At 52.9% G+C, this 18985-nt stretch carries 15 protein-coding genes and 2 pseudogenes; 7 read left to right on the forward strand and 10 right to left on the reverse strand.

The window, feature by feature from the left end:
• The 3 genes from RTY00_RS04480 to RTY00_RS04490 form a co-directional block, all read left to right on the forward strand.
• Window positions 1-626, forward strand: a 626-nt coding sequence (locus RTY00_RS04480; RefSeq protein WP_312663551.1) for a VOC family protein, incomplete at its 5' end; no start/stop codon positions are given.
• A gap of 110 nt (window positions 627-736) precedes the next feature.
• The gene (locus tag RTY00_RS04485; protein ID WP_312663552.1) at window positions 737-1273 is read left to right on the forward strand and encodes a GNAT family protein; all 537 of its coding nucleotides are present in this window, start codon (window positions 737-739) and stop codon (window positions 1271-1273) included.
• 163 nt (window positions 1274-1436) lie between these two features.
• Window positions 1437-1688, forward strand: coding sequence for a hypothetical protein (locus RTY00_RS04490; protein ID WP_312663553.1), 252 nt, complete (start codon window positions 1437-1439; stop codon window positions 1686-1688).
• A gap of 160 nt (window positions 1689-1848) precedes the next feature.
• On the opposite strand, the gene RTY00_RS04495 is transcribed toward RTY00_RS04490, so the two are convergent.
• The 4 genes and pseudogenes from RTY00_RS04495 to RTY00_RS04510 all read right to left on the reverse strand — a co-directional run bounded on the left by RTY00_RS04495 (window position 1849) and on the right by RTY00_RS04510 (window position 11029).
• Window positions 1849-2589 carry a hypothetical protein gene (locus tag RTY00_RS04495; protein WP_312663554.1) on the reverse strand — a complete coding sequence of 247 codons (741 nt, stop codon included), beginning with the start codon at window positions 2587-2589 and terminating at the stop codon, window positions 1849-1851.
• Between the two features lie 390 nt (window positions 2590-2979).
• Window positions 2980-8991, reverse strand: a complete 6012-nt coding sequence (locus tag RTY00_RS04500; RefSeq protein WP_312663555.1) for an autotransporter outer membrane beta-barrel domain-containing protein — start codon at window positions 8989-8991, stop codon at window positions 2980-2982.
• Window positions 8992-9263: 272 nt separating this feature from the next.
• Window positions 9264-10502, reverse strand: a complete 1239-nt coding sequence (locus tag RTY00_RS04505; protein WP_312663556.1) for a hypothetical protein — start codon at window positions 10500-10502, stop codon at window positions 9264-9266.
• A 65-nt stretch (window positions 10503-10567) separates the two neighbouring features.
• Window positions 10568-11029, reverse strand: a pseudogene (locus RTY00_RS04510) (Lrp/AsnC family transcriptional regulator).
• A 110-nt stretch (window positions 11030-11139) separates the two neighbouring features.
• Between RTY00_RS04510 and RTY00_RS04515 the strand changes: the two are divergent.
• Window positions 11140-11589, forward strand: a pseudogene (locus RTY00_RS04515) (DUF2000 domain-containing protein); the annotation flags it as partial.
• A gap of 415 nt (window positions 11590-12004) precedes the next feature.
• The gene (locus tag RTY00_RS04520; RefSeq protein WP_312663557.1) at window positions 12005-12280 is read left to right on the forward strand and encodes a hypothetical protein; all 276 of its coding nucleotides are present in this window, start codon (window positions 12005-12007) and stop codon (window positions 12278-12280) included.
• An 89-nt stretch (window positions 12281-12369) separates the two neighbouring features.
• Here the strand turns inward: RTY00_RS04520 and RTY00_RS04525 are convergent, their stop codons facing one another.
• The 3 genes from RTY00_RS04525 to RTY00_RS04535 are packed head-to-tail and all read right to left on the reverse strand — an operon-like array spanning window position 12370 to window position 14950.
• The gene (locus RTY00_RS04525) at window positions 12370-13473 is read right to left on the reverse strand and encodes an NADH:flavin oxidoreductase/NADH oxidase (protein ID WP_312663558.1); all 1104 of its coding nucleotides are present in this window, start codon (window positions 13471-13473) and stop codon (window positions 12370-12372) included.
• Between the two features lie 18 nt (window positions 13474-13491).
• Complete coding sequence (locus tag RTY00_RS04530; protein ID WP_312663559.1) at window positions 13492-14454, reverse strand: zinc-binding dehydrogenase; 963 nt, start codon at window positions 14452-14454, stop codon at window positions 13492-13494.
• Window positions 14447-14950 carry a lactoylglutathione lyase family protein gene (locus tag RTY00_RS04535; protein ID WP_312663560.1) on the reverse strand — a complete coding sequence of 168 codons (504 nt, stop codon included), beginning with the start codon at window positions 14948-14950 and terminating at the stop codon, window positions 14447-14449. The genes RTY00_RS04530 and RTY00_RS04535 overlap by 8 nt, the downstream gene beginning before the upstream one ends.
• 90 nt (window positions 14951-15040) lie before the next feature.
• Here RTY00_RS04535 and RTY00_RS04540 point away from each other — a divergent pair, with 90 nt between their 5' ends.
• On the forward strand, window positions 15041-15907 hold the full coding sequence (locus tag RTY00_RS04540) for a LysR family transcriptional regulator (RefSeq protein WP_312663561.1): 867 nt from the start codon (window positions 15041-15043) through the stop codon (window positions 15905-15907).
• A gap of 43 nt (window positions 15908-15950) precedes the next feature.
• Here RTY00_RS04540 and RTY00_RS04545 read toward each other — a convergent pair whose 3' ends face one another.
• Window positions 15951-16457: an SRPBCC domain-containing protein gene (locus tag RTY00_RS04545; protein WP_258145849.1), complete on the reverse strand. Its 507-nt coding sequence runs from the start codon at window positions 16455-16457 to the stop codon at window positions 15951-15953.
• Between the two features lie 159 nt (window positions 16458-16616).
• Here RTY00_RS04545 and RTY00_RS04550 point away from each other — a divergent pair, with 159 nt between their 5' ends.
• Window positions 16617-17516, forward strand: coding sequence for a LysR family transcriptional regulator (locus tag RTY00_RS04550; RefSeq protein WP_312663562.1), 900 nt, complete (start codon window positions 16617-16619; stop codon window positions 17514-17516).
• Window position 17517: 1 nt separating this feature from the next.
• Here the strand turns inward: RTY00_RS04550 and fetB are convergent, their stop codons facing one another.
• Both fetB and fetA read right to left on the reverse strand, forming a co-directional pair.
• Window positions 17518-18279, reverse strand: a complete 762-nt coding sequence (gene fetB / locus RTY00_RS04555; protein ID WP_312663563.1) for an iron efflux ABC transporter permease subunit FetB — start codon at window positions 18277-18279, stop codon at window positions 17518-17520.
• Window positions 18266-18934: an iron efflux ABC transporter ATP-binding subunit FetA gene (fetA, locus tag RTY00_RS04560; protein ID WP_312663565.1), complete on the reverse strand. Its 669-nt coding sequence runs from the start codon at window positions 18932-18934 to the stop codon at window positions 18266-18268. The genes fetB and fetA overlap by 14 nt, the downstream gene beginning before the upstream one ends.
• Window positions 18935-18985: the final 51 nt, after the last annotated feature.

An 18985-nucleotide genomic window follows, 5' to 3' on the forward strand; every position in this document is an offset into this window, starting at 1 on the left:
AGTCGCCGATTGGCCTCAGCGGTTTAGTGTGGAAAACCGAGGATGCCGACGCGGTATGGCGCTATCTGGAGAGCCAGGACATCGACGGCGATCTGCCGGCGAGCTTTTTCCGCCCTGTGACGTTGCCGGACGGCACCGAGCAGGAAGCGCGCTTCCGCACCGTGCGGCTACGCCCGTCGCTGGTGCCGAATGGTCGTAGCTTCTTTTGCCAGCATGACACGCCGGATTCGGTATGGCAGGACGCGTGGCGCGTCCATCCCAATGGCGTGAGCGATATCGTCGAATTCGTGGTGGTGGCGCATGATCCCGCCGCCGCCGCCCAGCCTTACAGCCGCTTGTTTGGTGCCGATAAGCTCACCGCCTGTCAGGAAGGCGCGTTTGTGCTCAAAGCGGGCGTGGCGACGGTGCGCTTTGCCTCTGCGGAATACGTCACGCAGCGCTTCGCCGGATTGCCCATCGATTACGACGGCAGCGCGCGCATGGCAGGATTGAGTTTGCGCACCACGGATCTGCGCAAGGTGAAAGCCAGCTTGCTGCTCGGCGACGTGCCGTTCCGCGAGGAAGCGTCGGCGATTATTGTCGGTGCCGAGCAGGCATTTGGCGTGGCGTTGCGGTTCCTGTTGTGATTCCCAGGTTGCCATAAATGGCAACCCTACGTGATTTTGTAGGGTCGTCATTTATGGCGACCTGGTTAAAATAGGTTCTTCTTCTCAATGCACCAGTGAAGGTGAACTTGATGACAAACGTGTTCATTGAAACCCTCAGACTCACCTGCTCGCAGATCACCGAAGACGACTGGGATTTCTTCAGTCAGCTCCAGCTCTCGCCACAGGTCATGCATTACATTGCCGATGCAAAATCTGAAGAAAAAATTCTCGCCGATTTCACAGCGAGATTGCCGCTTTGGTCGCCACGCAGCGCGCACTGGTTGTGTCTGGTGGTGCGGGAAAAACAGTCAGGCAATCGCATCGGCGTCAGCGGCTATATTCATCGTGAAAATGACTGCGCCGAAGTCGGCTTTCTGTTCGCACCAGAAGCGCAAGGTAAAGGCTATGCGCTGGAGTCGCTCCGCGCGATTTGTGACTATGCATTCAGCGACGGTGGCATTCGACGTTTGAGCGCCACCGTTACGGCAGGCAATGCACCCTCGCGTCGGCTACTGGAAAAAGTCGGCTTTAAATTAGAGGGCGAACTGCGGGAAAGTTACTGGCTGAGAAATGCGTGGCATAACGATTGGGTGTTTGGGTTGCTGTGTGGGGAATATGGGTTGTAATACCTTTTTATCAACTCAGATTGGGATCAGTTTTAATTAACGTCTTAGACATATTCAAACCGAACAAACATAGAGATGTCCGCTTTGTGCCAGGAGCGGACGTTGCTAACTTCATGTTAAGTTGATGCGCAGGAATCCCGTCAAAAGCTAAGAAGAGGTTCATATGTCATCACAATCTATACAATTAGTGAAAGTCATAGCTGATATAGCTATCGCACTCGAATTTACCGCGGAAACTTTAATTAATCCTGATGTAGCCATTGAGATACAAGAAAGTATTGCAGGAACGCTTCAGTCCCTTGATGAAGATAACCGAAAAGATATAGCGGATGTCTTTGAAAGTATCTCGGCTCTTTATAATGGAGAAATTGCAGATTACGTCAGGTCTCTACCTGCTAATTATGGCATCAAGTAATGAGATCATTAATTATAGCAAGGTCCGCTGTTCGCTCATAGCAGCCCTTTCAGCCATGCCCTTGGGCAGTTTAATGCCAACATCGTAAGTTTCTTGCATATTGTAGTGGTTGTTTATTTAAACTCATCCGCTGGAGCCATTTGGCCGGTATCAATTGCTGTCAGATAGACCTGAAAATTTTTTTGGATATTTTACCGCTCAGGACCAAGTCATCATGTGTTGAAATAAGCCATAACTCTCTGAGTTCATCTTCCCAAAGCGTTTCATTACAATAACGATTGAGAATCTCAGAAAGCTCCATCGTTTCAGGCTTATTGAGATGTTCTGTCAGGTTAAAATACCCCACCAGGAAAAACGATGTTTGCTGAAGCCCGAGTAGTGACTGGAGCTCGCCGAATATGTGCCCCGAACCGGTCTCTTCGGGATACACCTTTAGATAAAGTCTTCCAGTATTAACCGGCCCCATGAAAACTCCACCTAGCCTGTATTTTTTTACTGGTTCGGTATCCAGGAATGTCTGAAGAGTTTCAATAGCAAGTTCAACGCAATCATCCTTCAACCCGCTACTGATTGTCGCATGTAACAGGTTTTTCCTTTTTTCCAGCAAGTCCCAGGCTATCTTGCTTGCAAACGAAGCGTTGCGCAGAGCCTTTTCTATATGGATAAAGGTGGTTGTTTGGCGCAGACGTTCATCACTGACGGGAAGCACAATTGAACGCCGGTGGGTGTTATATGTCCCCATACAGTAGTCTTCATCATTGGCTATGACATCTGGATGAGACGAATTAACCAATGGAAGGTGAGCACGGCGGTAATTTTTGTCTAAAACAAGCTCGTCCCCGGCTGAAAAAACCTGATATGCATTGTCATATCCCAGCATTTTATCGTCTGTAAAATTCATCTCTGTACTCCTGCTCCGCAAATAATAGTTAGCGTTAGTAACTCCCAAATGGATAGGTAGTTGAGCGTATAGGGTTTAAATCATTGCAACTGAATTAGGCTAACAGGCTATTGTTACAGACGTGAACTTCTCAACCGTTTATTCAAATCGAATGCTGTGAGCAATGTCCGCTGTTCGCTCATAGCAGACGTCGTTTTCTTCGGGTTTGGTCGCTTTGTAACAAGAGCGGACTTAAATAATCACCAGTTGTAATTGATGATAATCCTCCTGAGTCCACAAGGCAGCCTTAGAGGTTGTGACCTCATGTTAATAAACGTTAAAGTTGCTCAAATGGAGTGACCCCGTTCCCGTAGACATTCACTATCATCACTCCAAAGGCGACCGTTTCAATTAAAACGACCAGCGCACGCCCGCGTTGTAACGCCAGCCTTTCGCGCCGTTGCCGTCGATCTCTTTGCGGTAATCAGCTTCGGCGTACAGCGCCACATCCTTGTTTACCGTCGCGGTGCCGCCCACGCCGACATCCCACATTTTGCCGAACTTGCCGCTGTCGAAGGTTTCACCGCCGCCAACATCCGCCGCGCCGATCTTCGCTTTGGCGGTGCCGCCCCAACCCTGCGTGTAATTCACGCGCAGATACGGCGTGTACTGATTCGCGCTGCTGTCCTGCCAGGTTTTATCCACGCGCGCGCCGACGCGGCCAATCGTCTGGCTGTAATCGTCGTAGGAAACGCGGGTGTCATCGCGGTCGGTGAAGCTGTCCATCTTCATTTGCAGCCAGGTGATCTGCGCCTGCGGTTCGATGCGCACGCCGCCGCCCAGTTCCAGCGGATAACCGGTTTCAACCGAAGCCGTCCAGCCTTTGCCTTTTGGTTTGGCGACATCTTTCTGCCGTGCAATGTCAGTCGCGCCGCGATGCCAGCCCCAGCTCAGCGAGCCGTCCACGTAAAAACCGCTGTCGCGCAGCCATGTGCCGTACAGCGACAGCGTGTCGCTGTCGAAGCTGGTCGAACTATAGCCATCTGCTGCGTGCGGGCGAATGCGCGTGTTGCCGCGCGTGTAGGCCACGCCGCCGCGCAGGCTGCTGTCCGCGCCGTCCACGCGAATCACGTTGCCGCCGAGCTGCACCGCGCTGTAGTCGAGATCGAAGTCGTAGCCGTAATTGCTTACGCTTTGATTGGTCTGGTATTTCAGGTTGGAGCCGATGTAGCGGATGAACATCTCGCCGCCAACCGCATCCGGATTTGCCTGCTGCAGGCGCAGTTCACCGAGGCGTTTATGCAGATCGTCGGTGATTGCCAGCGAGTAATAAGCGAGGCCAACCGGCGCAGAGATGTAGGACGGCACCTGCGGCGTTACCGCCAGACGCGCGACGCTTTGTGCGCTGCCTGCTGACGGCTGGCACAGGCTGCCGTCTTCGCACACTAAGGCGTTCGCCAGTCGATAATCCCACGCGCTGCCGCCTAACGCGCTAAGGGCTGGGTCATTACTGCCCGGTGCGAAGCTGTATAAACCGTATTGCCACGGCCCGGATGCGACATAGCCGCTTTTCAGCGCAAAGCTGTTGGCATTCGCGCTGCCGGAAACCTGCGCCAGCGACACGCCTTCGTTCGCAGAGATCACGCCATCGCCATTGCTGTCGAGCAGCGGCGCTCCCGCGAGTTTTGCTTCAACCTGCGTCACGCCCGATGCCGCGCCATTCACCAGCACCATATCACTGCCTGCTGCTGTGGCGTTCAGCTTGACGCTGCCGCCCGCCGACGCCAGTTCGCCGTCAATCGTCAGCGTGTTCGCCGCCGTGTTGCCGCCGTTGGTGAGATCCAGGGTGCCCGCATTATTCACCACCAGCGAATCGCTGGTTCTGCCCTGCAACAGCGGATTGACGTTGTCACCCGCGAACAGCGTACTTCCCGCATCCACGTTAATCGTGCTGTGCGCCAGTTTGATGTTGTCGGTTAACGTCCATTGGGTTTTCTGGAAGTTCAGCGTGCTCCAGCCTGAACCCAGATTGGTGCCTTTTGCCGCATCATCGCTAGCGAATGAACCGCCGCGTGCCTTGAGTTGGCTGAGATTGAGCGTGCTGCCCGCGCCATTTTCCGTGGTGATGTGACGCGTGTCAGCCAGACTCACCTTCTGCATCGTGGCCTGATTAGCCGCGCCGCTGCCCATCGTCAAACTGCCATTGATGGTGCCGCCGGTGACAATCAGTTCATCGCGTCCGTTACCGGTGTTCACATCGCCGACCACCGCACCATCCAACAGCGCAATGACGTCATTGGTTGCGCCGCCCGCCACGACAACCTGATCAGGGAACGGTGCATTAATGGTGCCTTCATTGATAAACACCGTTTGCCCGCCGCGCAGGTCGATCAGCGGCGCAACGCGACTTTGCGAACTGATGGTGCCCTGGTTAATCACCTGGCTGGCGGTTTTGGTGACAATTGCCGAGCCGCCGTTCGCCGCCTGAATATCAATCAAGCCCTTAGAAATCACGTTGCCGCTTGTGTTGGCGATCACGCCATTGCCGGTTCCTGCTACCACAATCGAATAATCCGGCCCGATCACCAGATCGTTGCTGGTGGTTGAGCCATTGGCGTTTTCAAAGCGATAACCGGTGCCCGTACCGCTAACGTTAATTTGCGCACTGCCAGCGGAATTGAATGAGGTCGCCGAGCGAATGCCGTTACCGTTTGCCACCTCTAAACGCACGTTATCCAAATTGATGTTTGGTGTTTCGGCGCGGTTATTGATTGCGCTGCCGCTGCCGTACGCGCCGATAGTGATGTTGTCGGCTTCGAACCCATCCGCGCCGACATCCAGCAACAAGCCGTCGGCGCTGCCGTTGGCCTGCATCACGCTGTAGCCTTGGCCGTCGCCGTAGATTTTCATCCATGCGCCGCTGCCGACACGCATCGCTGCAATGCCATCATCGACGCGCAATGCGCTATCGACCGGCACATATTGACCGTAACCGCTTGACACATCGACGCCAATGCCTGACGCAATGTGCATGCTGCCGCGATTGATGAAGTTGCCGCCGTCATGCACGCGCGCGCCGGTGTTGTTCGATCCGCCGAGATCCACCACGCCTTGATACTGGTTAAACAGGCGCGCACCGCCGCTGACATCAAACGCCGTCGCGTTTGCGCCGTTGCCGCTGATAGTGGAGGCCGCGTAGATTTCCGTTTCATCGCCGCTGACAATCGCGGCGGTGGTGTTTTCACCGCTGAGCGTAATGCCGCTGCTGATCACGCCCTCGGCGCGGTTGCTGGCGCTCATCACCACAGCACCTTTGCCGCTCGCCACATAGTTGTCGGTGTAAGATACTTGCGTGCCCTCGCCGCTCAGCACCACACCGCGACTATTTTCGCCGCTGAGCGTCACGTTGCCGGGAGCTTGCGTATACAGCCACGCGCCATTGCTGATGTCATACAGTTTCGAATTCGCGCTGCTGACATCCACATTGTTGCCGTTGCTGATTAATTGCGTTCCCTCATCGGTGGCGCGATAGCCGGTTTGATTCGGGTCGTTGAAGGTGATGCGGCTATCCGGGCCAAACGTGATTCGACCACCTAAAAATGCGTTGGCGCCCATCGCATTATCGCCATACAGATTGATGGTGCCGTTTTGGTAGATGCGCGCCAAATAGTTGCTGGCGACCAGACCAATGGTGGTGTTCAACTCAAAACTGTCGCGGTTGTAGATGTTGATGGTGCCGCTGTTGGAGATTTCACTCAGCGCGGTGGTATCGGAGTCATACTGCAAACCATAGGCATACAGCGCTTGTCCGCGCAGTGTCATGTTGATGGTGCCGCTGTTGAACGCCTTTCCGCCGCGTTCCACGTAAATGCCGCCGCTGTCCTCACCGGTAAAAGTGATGTCGCCGGTGTTGGTGAGCTGAGCTTGATTGCGGGCGATTAAGCCGACCTGAAATCTGCCACTACCGTTAATCTCAGCATGGTTGGTGAGATGCGTATCGGTATTGAATCCGTGTTCGAAATCAATGGCCGCGCCTTGCAACGTGTAGGCTAAGCCATCAACTTCTGCCGCCAACACGCTAGAACCATCAAGGTTTAAGCGTGTCGCGGCATCAATCGTCCCTTGCGCGCCATGCGCAATTTTTAGCCCGGTGCCCCCGATACCCCCACCGCCCCCATTGCCAATATTTAGCGTTGCGCCGTTAGTATTAACCTGGGTTCCCACGCCGCTGCCATACACGCCGGTAGTATTCAATTCGTTCATGGAAAGGGTTAAACCACGTCCGTCAAAGTCTGCGCCATCCTCCACGCGGAAAATCGTGCCATCGACCACCGATGTCGAGTAGCTGCCGTTTTTCGGTAGGTTGATTTTGGCGTTTTCACCTTTAGTGTAGAAACTGATTTGCCGTTCCAGGCCCCAGATATCGCGCGGCCCGGCAACCGGAATCGCGTTGGCGCTGACGTTCACCGTGGCGTTGCCTTCGGCGCGAATACCAATCGCATCGTTGCCGCCAAGCTGAATCGGTCCGCTAACGTTGGCAACGGCCTTACCGCCCTCTTCGCCGATGACCCAAACGGCAGTGTTGTTATCGGTTGTGCCATATTGGCCAGTATCGCTGAGGATGTTGATGGCACCGCGAGAATAAGCTTCAGCGCTACTGCCCGCATGAGCGATAACTTTGAGGCCGGTGCTGTTGTAGCCGTTGAGGTTGATGGTGCCCGCTTTGCCATTGCCGACTTTGCCGCCGCTACCGGAATCAACCACCAACATGCCGATATTCTCGCGCGGCTGCCCTTCTGCCATCCCATTCACATCGATCACGCCTTTGTTACGCGCGATGGCATTCGGGCCGTATTCAACCAGCATGCCAACGGCATTCTGCGCCAGCGAGCCGATCACAATGCGTCCGTTGTTGACGATGCGGGAATCGAGAAAGCCTCGAATGGCGCTTGCGCCGCCGCTGAGGTTCACCGCTACATCGCTGGTTGGGTCGTTCTCGTGATTTTGCGGCGTGCGCCCGATGTAAATGGTGCCGCCTTTGGCGTTGGTGAAACCGCCTGCTCCGCTGGCGATCACGCCGGTCATCGAGCCGCTGCCGATGGTTTCGGTGACGCCGAGATTGATATTGCCGCGATTGATCGCGCGCGCATCGTAGAGCGTAATCGCCGCGCTAGCGCTGTTGCCAGGCTGGAAGTTGATCACGCCGTCATTGCTGAAGCGGCTGCCGTTGGAGGCAAGCACGCCAATGCCTGCGCCTAAGGTGTTGCTATCGACGCCTTTGCCGTCAGCGTTGTTGAGGAATCCAGCGTTGATCACGCCGTTATTGCGACCGCGTGCGTTGCTCAGCAGTTCTAAGCCGGAGCCGTTGCTAGAAAGTTTGCCGTTGATAATGGCTTTCGCACCGTTGCTGGCGCGCATCACCGCGCTGTGGCTATCCAGCACTTCGAGGGTTTTGCCGCGACTGATTTTCACGCTGGCATTTTTGCCATCCGCGCTCAGCACCACTTGATCGCCCAGCGCTTGCGCCACTTCGTCGTCGTAATTGTTGGTGCTCATGCGATACACCACGCGTCCGTCGCGCTGGATGAAGGCTTTGTGGAATTCGTCGTTGTAGCGGTCGGTGCTGAGGTTGGATAAGGTGACTTGCTCGATCAGCCAATCATTATAGTGACGCAGATCGTTGATATTGTTGATGTTGAAGTGGGTGATACCGCCATCCAGGGTTGAAACGCTGATGGCTCCGGCATAATCCACCACGCTGCCTACGTCGTACGCCAGACGATCGCCACCATAAGGTGGCGTGGCCGCTCTAAAGGCGATGCGGTTATCGGAATTCCAGTTGAGATGACCGTTTTTGGTAGCGGTAAACAGTTGGCTTTGTTTGGCCGCCATCGACCAGCTATTAGTAGAGGAATTAGCCGCCGCGCCATGTTCGCCAATATCGATATTTAGCGTGCCGTTGCTGACGGAACCGATGCGCGCATTAATATATTGTTTGTCGTTTACATCATAATAATCTGGCACTACGGTATCGAGGCCGACACTCGGTAAATCGACTAAATCTGCGGAGTTATAAACGTCGTAAGTTGTATATATCCAATCTTCGAAACTCGGTATTTGAATGGTGAGATTCTGCTGGCCTATTTGCAGCCGCGGCTCGTCAATCAAGTTGTCATTGATTATTCGACCAATACTTTGCAATTCGCCAAACGTCACCGTGGTTGCCCCGCTTTCACCTGGCGAGAATTGCGGTAAACCGCGCAGCGTTTGCGTCGAGCCATTGCATAAGCAATAAGCCCCAATTTTATTGTCATTAATTTCAGGCGTATAAGGTTTTAACTCCGCCGCCCACGACAGTGAGGTAGGGAACATCATACCTTGCGCCGCCACAAGGCTTAGTAACACCGGATTTAATTTGAACACAATGTATTCCTCAAAGGAGAAAGACAACGCGCGCAACGGTAAGCCAATGCGCTGGAAGTTAAGTCGCTGATATAATTTGTTTCAGAAATTTAATCTTTGGCATCTGGTGTAATGAGTATCTACGTATTGCGCAGGAAACGTCTAGTTTGAGTTAAGGAATTGTGAGGCGGGAGATGGGATTTAGGAATTTGGCTATAACTTTAACACTTAGGTATGGAACTGAAAATTTATTCAAACGCGCGAAATTGCACGTTTGAAATCAATTGTCCTTATCAAAAGTCTATTCTATCTCTTTGAATGATAGGTTTGAAACGATGGAAATAATATGAGCCATAAATTTCAAACTCATCCATATTAAATGGAAGCAATTCTGTTAAAAAATGCAGTGTTATCTGATCAACATACTTCTGGACATTTTCAAGATAATCATTATTAATTCCAAAGGAAGATCTAACTCTCTTCCTTAGTTGACTAATTCTATCTAATGCTGGAGGATGAGTTCGCGGTTTAGAATTCCCTCGAGGAGATAAGTATTCGTCAACACTTTCTAATACATAGAAGAATAAGAAGCAAGAAAAAGCAGCATTGGTAAGGTCATCTTTGAATTTATTATTTCCAGTAACATTTTTAATCGCATGCCAATCTGCATCATATTCTTCTTTGAATCTATGTTTATAATGCGTTAGCCTTCCTGTTTTGTCCCCTCCAAAGTTGCATTCATCAATTAATTTACTATCATCCAAATGCCCAAGCAGGTGGTGTGCATATTCATGCCCTAATATAAAGTTATATTGATCTGTTGTTAATTTTTGCAAATGACCTTCAGTTTCATCATCAAAGACACCTCTTGAGTCCAAATCAAAGTCTATTGACTCATAACCATAATATGTTCTTAACGCAATAACATAACCAATAAAACATTCTTGCTCATCAAATCCTAAGCTTGTACCATATATAAAAATATTAAAGAAATATAGCGCATACATCATTTTTTCAGATACAACAATAATATTTCCTTCGTTTAGCTTCATACAGATGGCATTTGCGCGATTAATCATAGCTGTACCGGCAGGTACTTTAGAGAGCTTCCTTAAGTTACCTTTGGATATATTATCCAAGTATTTATTATCACGATCATTATTTCTGTACCACTTACTTAGTGAAACCTCTTGCGAGTGTTTGAATCTTTCCGCAAATACGCGAATCGCTCTCATGTGGTCTAGAATCGCATTTGCGCGAAGTTTCAAAAGATGATCTTCAAGAACTTTAGGGTTTAAAATCCTCTCATATTCTTCAGAATTACAAATTATCTTATATTCAAACCAAGAATCACCATATTTTAAATGTTCTGGGGTACCACGCTTATGGGCATTAGTGACATGATAAAAGCTCCCATTATTGTCGAGGGGTAGCAAAACTCCGGATCTAGTACGTTTTGCCATAGGTATATTTTCTGCCATTCCATCAAATATCGCCTTTAGTCCGTTAATGGTATAATTACTTGTAGACATGATTTTAAATCCACTTAATATAAATGATCAAAATTAATTTTCTCATGAAATAATCATCACCGAATTTATATAATACTCCAAGCCGCCACTCCCTTTATCTCCTTCATCACCAACACACTCTGCATCTCTGTAATCCCCGGCAACCTACGGATCACCAACATCGCAAAATCCGCGTACGCATCCATATCTACGGCCACCACCTATAATAAGAAATCCGTATCGCCGCCGATGCTCAAGCAGGAAACCACATTATCTAATGCCATCACTTCTTGTTCAAATTTACGTGCTTCTGCTGCGCTGTGGCTATCAAAGGTGACGCGTACAAATACCATCACATTAAGGCCAATCTTTTTTTGATTAATCACGACGCGATAAGCTTGGATCACATCGTCCTCTTCCAGCTTGCGGACTTTGCGCCAAGTTGGCGATGCGGAGAGGCCAATTTCATCGGCGAGATGTTGATTGGTGATGCGCGCGTACTGCTGCAACTGCTGGAGAATTTTAATATCTGTCTTGCTCAAGAACATTAGACGAAGATCCTTTCCTTTTATTGGCGCTTCTTAAATGTTTAATCCCTAAAACACGCGTTTTGCAATGCATTACGCAAGCACCTTTCTCGCGCCCTGGCGCATACTATTTGCACCTTAACCGCTCAAGTAAGAAGCCAAGGGAATTCGACGCAAACACGCATCGCTGCACTATCGTAATCGATCAACAATTGCCCTCTAGATTAGCAATGAATGCTGCAAGTGTTATCGGCATATGTTTTGGAAAGTTGATGGGGAATCGAGTCGGAGTGGATCAATGGCGCGCGGTTGGCGTGAATTATCCCGGCGTGATTGTTGCGCTGCTTCCGGTGTTATTGGCGGAAGGCAATTATCTGCGCGAGTTGCAGAAGGTGAGCAGTGCGGATAGCGAGATTTTCGGCCTGCCGTTAAGCGCGTTGGCACAATCATGCAAAATCTACACGAATTATGGCGAACGCATCGCCAGCAAGCCGAGCGAACATAATGAGTTGGTAGCAATAGGTTTGGTCGGAACTAACAAGAAGATCAACCGGTTGACCGGGAATTTGAAGTTGTATCGTCAAGGGTTTATTACGATATCGCGCTTGTTTAAAATTTACATCCGCGCTTCCAGCGGCTCGGCGATTTTCTTCGTTTTCGGCTTCAGGCCGAACAGTATCGAAGCAATGCGTGAACGCTTGTTAATTATGTAACAGATCGAACTCGCCGCCATGTGCTTAGCATCATAGCCGACTGGCCTGACCTTCTCCCTGTTGTTTAATACGCCACGTTTTAAGTATTGGCTTCATCATACTGCGAATGTCTTATCTTCGCTCAAAGCGGACAAATCTCTCCACGGCTGGCTTGAAAGTCTACGGCGGACGGATGAACAAACAATAAATGCAAAACCCAGGATTTTTCCTAAGCCGCTTCTCATCCTCTAAAGTTTAAGCATAAGAGGACGAAAATCCTTTTAGACGTTCTGGAGGATAGCCTATGTGTAAAGTCCTGGTTTTATTGTCAGGCCTGATGCTGCTGCAAACGGCGATGGCGGAGAGTGGCACGATTTACTTCAGTGGTGCGATTGTTGAACCGGCCTGTACCACGACCACTCAACAGCAAGGGACTTCAGTGACCTGCACGCGCCAAGGTGTTGATAAAGTGCGTACGATTGCGCTCAATCAGTCACAACAAACGCTGCCGTATCAACTTGGCTCCGTACGCGTTAAATCGGTTAATAATCTTAAGATTATTGAAGTGACGTATAAGTAAGCTGAATCCTGAGGATCGGTCGCCATGAATGGCGACCCTACGAGGATTTTGTAGGGTGCGCATTTATGCGCACCTGGTTACATGGGGTTTTAGGCCTCACTCACCCGATAGCGCTCCAGCCAGTGTGCGTAAGGCGCGGGCAGCACCCAGGAAGGTTCGCTCTTATCCAGTGCCAGCGCGGCCTGATATGCCCAGTTAGGGTTTTTCAGATGCGCGCGCCCCACCATCACTAAATCCAGCTGGCCTTTTTCGATGGTTTGATTGGCAATCGCCGGTGCATCGATGCCCCACGCCGAAGCCACAGGAATCTGCGTTTCACGGCGCACACGTTCGGCGATGGATGCCAGGAACGCGGGTCCCCAAGGAATATTGGCATCCGGCGTGGAGAAGCCCACGCTGACGCTCAGCAGATCCAGACCCTTTTCACGCCACTGTTTGGTGAGCGTGATGGATTCCTGCAGCGTCTCGTCATCGCGGCCATCAAACTCCAGCACGCCAAAACGCGCAGTCAGCGGCAGATTTTCTGGCCATACCGCGCGCACCGCATCGAAGGTTTCATGCAGGAAACGGCTGCGACCAACCAAATCGCCGCCGTATTCATCCGTGCGCTGATTGGCGTGCACCGAGAAGAAACTCTGTGCCAGATAGCCGTGCGCGAAGTGCAGCTCGAGCCATTCGAAACCAGCATCACGCGCGCGTTGAGCGGCACGCACAAAGTCTTCGCGCACGCGCTGAATATCCGCATGCGTCATCGCTTGCGGCACACGCGGCAGGTTTTGACCAAACGCCACGGCGGATGGCGCAATGGTTTCCCAACCGGCAGCGTCATCGGCGGCGATATGGTCATCACCTTCCCACGGCTTATTGGCGCTGGCTTTGCGTCCGGCATGACCAATTTGAATGCCCGGCACCGCACCTGACGCTTTGATTTCACGCGCAATCTGCGCCAGCTTTTCCGCCTGCTCATCATTCCAGATGCCGAGGCAAGCGGGAGTAATGCGCCCTTCCGGCGATACTGCGGTGGCTTCAACAATCACCAATCCTGCGCCGCCACGCGCCAGGCTGTTGTAATGCACGCGATGCCACTCGTTACTCATGCCATCCACCGCGCTGTATTGGCACATCGGTGGCACTGCGATGCGGTTACGCAGCGTGACATCTTTCAAGGTAAAGGGCGTAAATAGGCCTGACATAACCACCTCTGAAACTGATTAGAGCAAAATGATCTGCTTGCCGCTGAAGTTGCGATGTTGCAACGCCAGCAGCTGCGCAGGTAATTGATCGTAAGGAAAACGCAGCAACTGCTCGCTTTCCAGTTTGCCTTGCACCAGCTGCGCCATCAGACGTTCACCCTGCTGCGTTAACGCGCGCCACTGCTGCGCATCACCGTGCAGATGTAATGCGCCTAATGCCACTTCATGCAGCGAAAGCGCTCGACCAAACGGGCTGCACGGCCACTGTTCAACACGTCCCTGAATGCACACCAGATGACCGTTCGCCAGCAGGTTATCCGCCAGACGTGCGGCATGCTCCGGGCCAACGGCATCGATCACCGCAAAGTAGCGTCGCTGTGTTGCTTCGGCATTGTGCATTGAATCACTTAGGCAGCACTTCGCACCCTGTGCGTGCAGACGCGACCAATGACGTTCATGGCTGAGCGTCGTCACCTCAAAGCCGCGTGCCTTCGCCATTTGAACTAAAAAATGCCCCACCGAACCGCCTGCACCAGCGATGAGGATCGCGGCACCCGGCTGCATTGGCACTTTCTCGATGGCCTGCCAGGCGGTAAGCATCGGGCACGGCAAAGAGGCTGCGGTGGCAAAATCCAGCTCATCCGGCAGGCGCATCAAAACCTGCGCCGCCAGCACGGTGAACTCGGCAAAGCTGCCGTTGCGGCGCAAGCTTTGATGGTAGGCCACGCGTGCGCCGAGCATACCGGGATCAACCTCTGCGCCCAGCGCCACCACCGTTCCGGCACCGTCAACGCCCGGCACTTGCCCAACCTGACTTTCGAGCACTTTCCAGTCGACGGGATTAAGGCCAATCGCGGCGTTCTGCACCAGCACATCGTGCGGCTGCAGCGGTTCTGCGCTGATCATACTTTGCTGCAGCGCCTCGCCTTGCCACGTCCAGGCGCGCCACTGTTGTGGCATTGAAAATCGGCTATCAGACATAGGCACCTGCGGAGTAAGTCAGCTCATAGCTGTGGCTGTAGATTTCAATGATGTTGCCGAACGGATCTTCCATGTACACCATGCGATAAGGCTTTTCGCCGGGGAAGTATTCACGTACCGGCATGCGCTGTTTGCCGCCTGCCGCGACGATCTTCGCCGCCAAACCTTCCATATCGGGATCCTGCACGCAGAAGTGGAACACGCCGGCTTTCCAGTATTCAAAGTTGTTTTCCGGTTTCTCAGCGGCTTTGAATTCGAAGATCTCGACGCCGACGCGATCGCCGGTGGAGAGATGTGCAATGCGAAACTTCTCCCAGCCCTGACCAAACACGTCGCTGCACATCACGCCAATCGCGGATTCGTCTTCCTGAATCGCGGTTGGCGGCATGATCAGATACCAGCCCATCACCTCGGTATAAAACTTCACTGCGGCATCAAGGTCGGTGACTGACAAACCAATATGAGAAAAAGTACGCGGATAAGGGGCAGTCATCATGTATCTCCTGTTAGGAATAGATCTCCAGACTACGTGGGCATCTGTATAATGAAAACAGTGATTAAGTTATAGGTTTTATAAAATATCCTTATGTTCAATCCCCAATGGTTAACCTCTTTTGCCACGCTAGCTGAGATTGGCAGCTTTACCGACAGCGCCGAGCGACTGGGCATTACGCAAGCGGCGGTGAGCCAGCATATTCGTCATCTTGAGCTGCAACTGGGTCCGTTGCTGCTGCGCACCAAACGTCCGCTCGAACTGACGCCAGCCGGACGCGCGTTGCTGGATTATTGCCAGCAAGTGGATCGCGCTCAGCGGCATTTGGCCCTGCGGCTGAGCGACGATGACGTCACCTGCGGCGAAGTGAGCCTGATTTCACCCGGCAGCATCGGGCTGCGTCTCTATCCGCTGTTGCTGGCGCTACAACAGCAATATCCCGATCTCAGCGTGCGCCATCGCTTCGCGCCCGATAGCGAAGTGATGGATGCGGTGCTGCATAACCGCTACGAAATGGGTTTGGTGACGCAAAAACCGGACGACAAACGGCTGGTGGCGGAGAAGTTTGCCGAAGAGCCACTCGAACTGGTTATCCCGGCGGGCGCGAACGTAAGCCGTTGGGAAGATCTCGAAGCGCTTGGCTACATCGATCACCCCGATGGACAAGCGATGGCAACGCGATTGCTCAGCCGACGTTTTCCCGGCAATCCGGGCGTACGCAATTTGCCGCAGCGTGGCTTCAGCAATCAAATCGGTTTGATTCTGGAGCCGGTTGCGCGTGGCCTCGGTTTCGCGGTGCTGCCGCGCTTTGCCCGGCTGGCATTTGCGCGGCCAGCAGAGATTGCGGTTGCCACAGATAACGTCGAATTGGTGGATACCATCTGGCTGATTCACCGCGCCGAGTGGCCGCTGTCAGCACGTGCGCAGCAAGCGCTGCGCTGGCTGAGCAGTAATATGTGAGATGGTCGGCATAAATAAGCAGCGGTCGCCATAAATGGCGACCCTACGATTTGGCGGCAGCAATCAGGCCATTCAGCCAATCCTGATGGCCGTTAATCATCGGGTTTGGCTGCGCTTTTGCCAGCTCGACGGCGGGTTTGCCGTTTTGCGTTTCCTGAGTCAGGATGCGCACGCGATTATCGGAAAGATCTTCAATCAACCACGCATGCAGCACGTCCAGACGATCGTCGCTACCCGGCTCGCCCGCCCAGCCGTGCCATGAAACGCGCGCCGGTTCGCCTGCTACAGGTGCCACATACTCAGTGACTTGCGCTTCAACCGGGAAGCCAAAGGTTTCAAAGTAGAAACGCGCGTCCTGCTCCAGTTCAGGGCCTTTATTGTCATAAAAACGCGCGTTGGCGGAATTCTGGTAGTAGCTCGGCCACAATGCTGGCGTGTTGAGCAGCGGCCAGATATCAGCAGTTGTCAGGCCTGCGACGATCACTTCATTCGAGCAGTAGTTATCCGTAAAACCTGGTACAAAGCCTTCGGGCCAGTTAATCGCGTTCATTTTCATCGGGTTAATCCCAAGGTTAAAGTGGGTTGGTAATGGACAGACGCAGTATCCGGCTGGCAGAGACATAACACCAATCGCCATTTTTTATTTTTGATATTAATTATCGTGATATCTCACGCTATGCTTGCTGCATCCCCGCTAAAGATAAAGACCATGAAAACCGATCTCCGCACTTTAGATCTCAACTTACTGAAAGCGCTAGACGCACTGCTCGATGAGCGCAGCGTAACGCGCGCGGCAGAGCGTTTATCGCTGACGCAGCCAGCGGTCAGCGGCATGTTGACGCGGTTACGTGAATGCTTTGACGATCCGCTGTTCACCCGCACCCAGCGCGGCATTGTGCCGACGCTGCGCGCGCTGGAACTGGCGGTGCCGGTGAAGAGTATTCTGACGGAAGTGAGTGCGCTGCTGCAGCCGAAGCAATTTGATCCGGCCACCGCTGAGATGACCATCAATATTGCCGCCACCGATTACGCACTGCGCGCGGTGATCGTGCCGTTTATGGCGGCGTTGCGTCAGCAGGCGCCGGGCATTCGCGTGGCGGTATTGCCGGTGAACAATGAGCAGTTGGCGCTACAATTCGAACGCGGATCGGTGGATATCGCCTTGATCACGCCCGATACTGCTCCGCCCGAACTGCATGCCCGCGCGTTGTACGCTGAAGAGTATGTTTGTCTGATGCGCGACGATCATCCGCTCGCCCACCATGAAAATCTCACGTTAGACGACTTTTGCGCGCAGGATCACGCGCTGGTGTCTTATATCGGCGGGAGTTTTCATGGCGTCACCGATGCGGCTTTGAATGCGATGGGACGCTCGCGCCGCGTCACGCTTTCGGTGTGCAGCTTTTTAGTGCTGCCGGAGATTTTGCGCGTCAGCGATTTGATCAGCGTGGTGCCGCGTCGTCTGGCACTGCACCACGCGGGATTGAAAGTCTTCGCGCCGCCGCTGGAGATTCAGGGCTTCACTAAAACCGTGGCGTGGCACGAAAGAACGCACCGCGATGCCGGACATCGTTGGTTGCGCGACTTGCTATTTGCCACGGCAATTTAGGTCAGAACTTCAGCTGCGCCCGCGCGGTATACAGACGCCGATAGGCTAAATAGGCGGCGATGATGGTGGATAAACTCGCCGTGCCAATCAGCATAAAGGTCACCATAATCTGATACTTAATCGCTTTCACCGGATCGATACCGGCAAAAATCAGCCCCGACATCATGCCTGGCAAGCTCACCAATCCCACGGTTTTGGCGCCATCAACGGTGGGAATCATCGCCGCGCGGATGCTGTCGCGAATAAAGCGCGCCGACGCCATTTTTACCGGTGCGCCCAGGCTCAGCATCTCCTGAATTTTTTGCCGGTTATCGCTGAAGCGTTGGTTGAGATTGCTGAAACAGAGGCCCACCGCCACCATCGCGTTGCCAGCGATCATCCCGGAGATCGGGATCACCTGCATCGGGATAAACTCGATAGCACCGCTAAGCAGCAGAACGGTCAACGTCAGCGTGGTGCCGGTGGTAATCGCCACAAACGAGATAACAAAACCGTTGCTGATATTGAGGCTGCGCTTGCGCGCATTGAGCGCCGCATTGACGCAGATAAACAGCACCATCAGCACGGTGAGCCAGTCATTATTCAGGTCAAAGATCGACTTAAGCACGTAGCCAACAATCACCAGCTGGATAATGGCGCGGCACACGCTCCAGATGATGTCTTTGCTCATGCCGAGCTTCTCTTTCTGGCTGATCAGCAGCGCAATCACCACCAGCAGCAGCGAAAGCAATAACGAGCTGTCGGTAATATTATGCTGGCTCATCGGCGCTTCCCTGCTGTGGTGCCTCAAGTTTCAGCACCTGTTGTGCCTCGCGAATCTCTTGCCCATCGTGGCTGATGCCGATCACGGCGAGACGCTTCTCGCGCACCAGCGAATCAATCAATGCGTTGATGATCACTTTATTCTCTTCATCTAATGCGCTGGTGACTTCATCCAGCAGCAGCACCTGCGGCAGAAATTGCAGGTTGCGCAGCAAGCCTACGCGCTGCTTCTCACCGCCCGACAGCTGCTCGATTTTTTTATCGAGCATGTCAGCAGCCAAATGCACATCGGCAAGTGATTCAACTAGCTTGTCGCGCGACGGTTTCTGCTGGCGGATGTGCCACGGCAGCGCCAGGTTGTCGTACACCGTGTAGCCGAACAGTTGCGGCGTCTGGAAACAATAGGAAACCTGTTGCCGATAATGTTCGGTTTTCAAGCTGGCAATATTCTGGTTCTCGAACAGGATCTGCCCGCCGCTCGGTTCAAGAAGCGAGGCGAGAATCTTCAGCAAGGTGCTTTTACCGCTGCCCGAAGGACCGGTCAGCAACAGCCTTTCTCCTGCGTTGAGTTGCAGTGAAACGGGCGCCAGCAGCATGCGTCCCTGCAACGAAAAGGTTACGCCCTGCACATCCAGCAAGGGAAAATCGGTGGTCATATTTGCTTCCAAAATTAAGGCGTTCGGGATTTGCGCGCGCCGGGGCGCGTC

It is taken from the genome of Pantoea sp. CTOTU49201 (genome assembly GCF_032054795.1).
Lineage (GTDB): Bacteria > Pseudomonadota > Gammaproteobacteria > Enterobacterales > Enterobacteriaceae > Pantoea > Pantoea symbiotica.

Bases quoted from the DNA above. Each gene is read 5' to 3' on its own strand.
- RTY00_RS04485 (WP_312663552.1), top strand. From the start codon at position 737: ATGACAAACGTGTTCATTGAAACCCTCAGACTCACCTGCTCGCAGATC.
- RTY00_RS04490 (WP_312663553.1), top strand. From the start codon at position 1,437: ATGTCATCACAATCTATACAATTAGTGAAAGTCATAGCTGATATAGCT.
- RTY00_RS04495 (WP_312663554.1), bottom strand. From the start codon at position 2,589: ATGAATTTTACAGACGATAAAATGCTGGGATATGACAATGCATATCAG.
- RTY00_RS04505 (WP_312663556.1), bottom strand. From the start codon at position 10,502: ATGTCTACAAGTAATTATACCATTAACGGACTAAAGGCGATATTTGAT.
- RTY00_RS04520 (WP_312663557.1), top strand. From the start codon at position 12,005: ATGTGTAAAGTCCTGGTTTTATTGTCAGGCCTGATGCTGCTGCAAACG.
- RTY00_RS04525 (WP_312663558.1), bottom strand. From the start codon at position 13,473: ATGTCAGGCCTATTTACGCCCTTTACCTTGAAAGATGTCACGCTGCGT.
- RTY00_RS04530 (WP_312663559.1), bottom strand. From the start codon at position 14,454: ATGTCTGATAGCCGATTTTCAATGCCACAACAGTGGCGCGCCTGGACG.
- RTY00_RS04535 (WP_312663560.1), bottom strand. From the start codon at position 14,950: ATGATGACTGCCCCTTATCCGCGTACTTTTTCTCATATTGGTTTGTCA.
- RTY00_RS04540 (WP_312663561.1), top strand. From the start codon at position 15,041: ATGTTCAATCCCCAATGGTTAACCTCTTTTGCCACGCTAGCTGAGATT.
- RTY00_RS04545 (WP_258145849.1), bottom strand. From the start codon at position 16,457: ATGAACGCGATTAACTGGCCCGAAGGCTTTGTACCAGGTTTTACGGAT.
- RTY00_RS04550 (WP_312663562.1), top strand. From the start codon at position 16,617: ATGAAAACCGATCTCCGCACTTTAGATCTCAACTTACTGAAAGCGCTA.
- fetB (WP_312663563.1), bottom strand. From the start codon at position 18,279: ATGAGCCAGCATAATATTACCGACAGCTCGTTATTGCTTTCGCTGCTG.
- fetA (WP_312663565.1), bottom strand. From the start codon at position 18,934: ATGACCACCGATTTTCCCTTGCTGGATGTGCAGGGCGTAACCTTTTCG.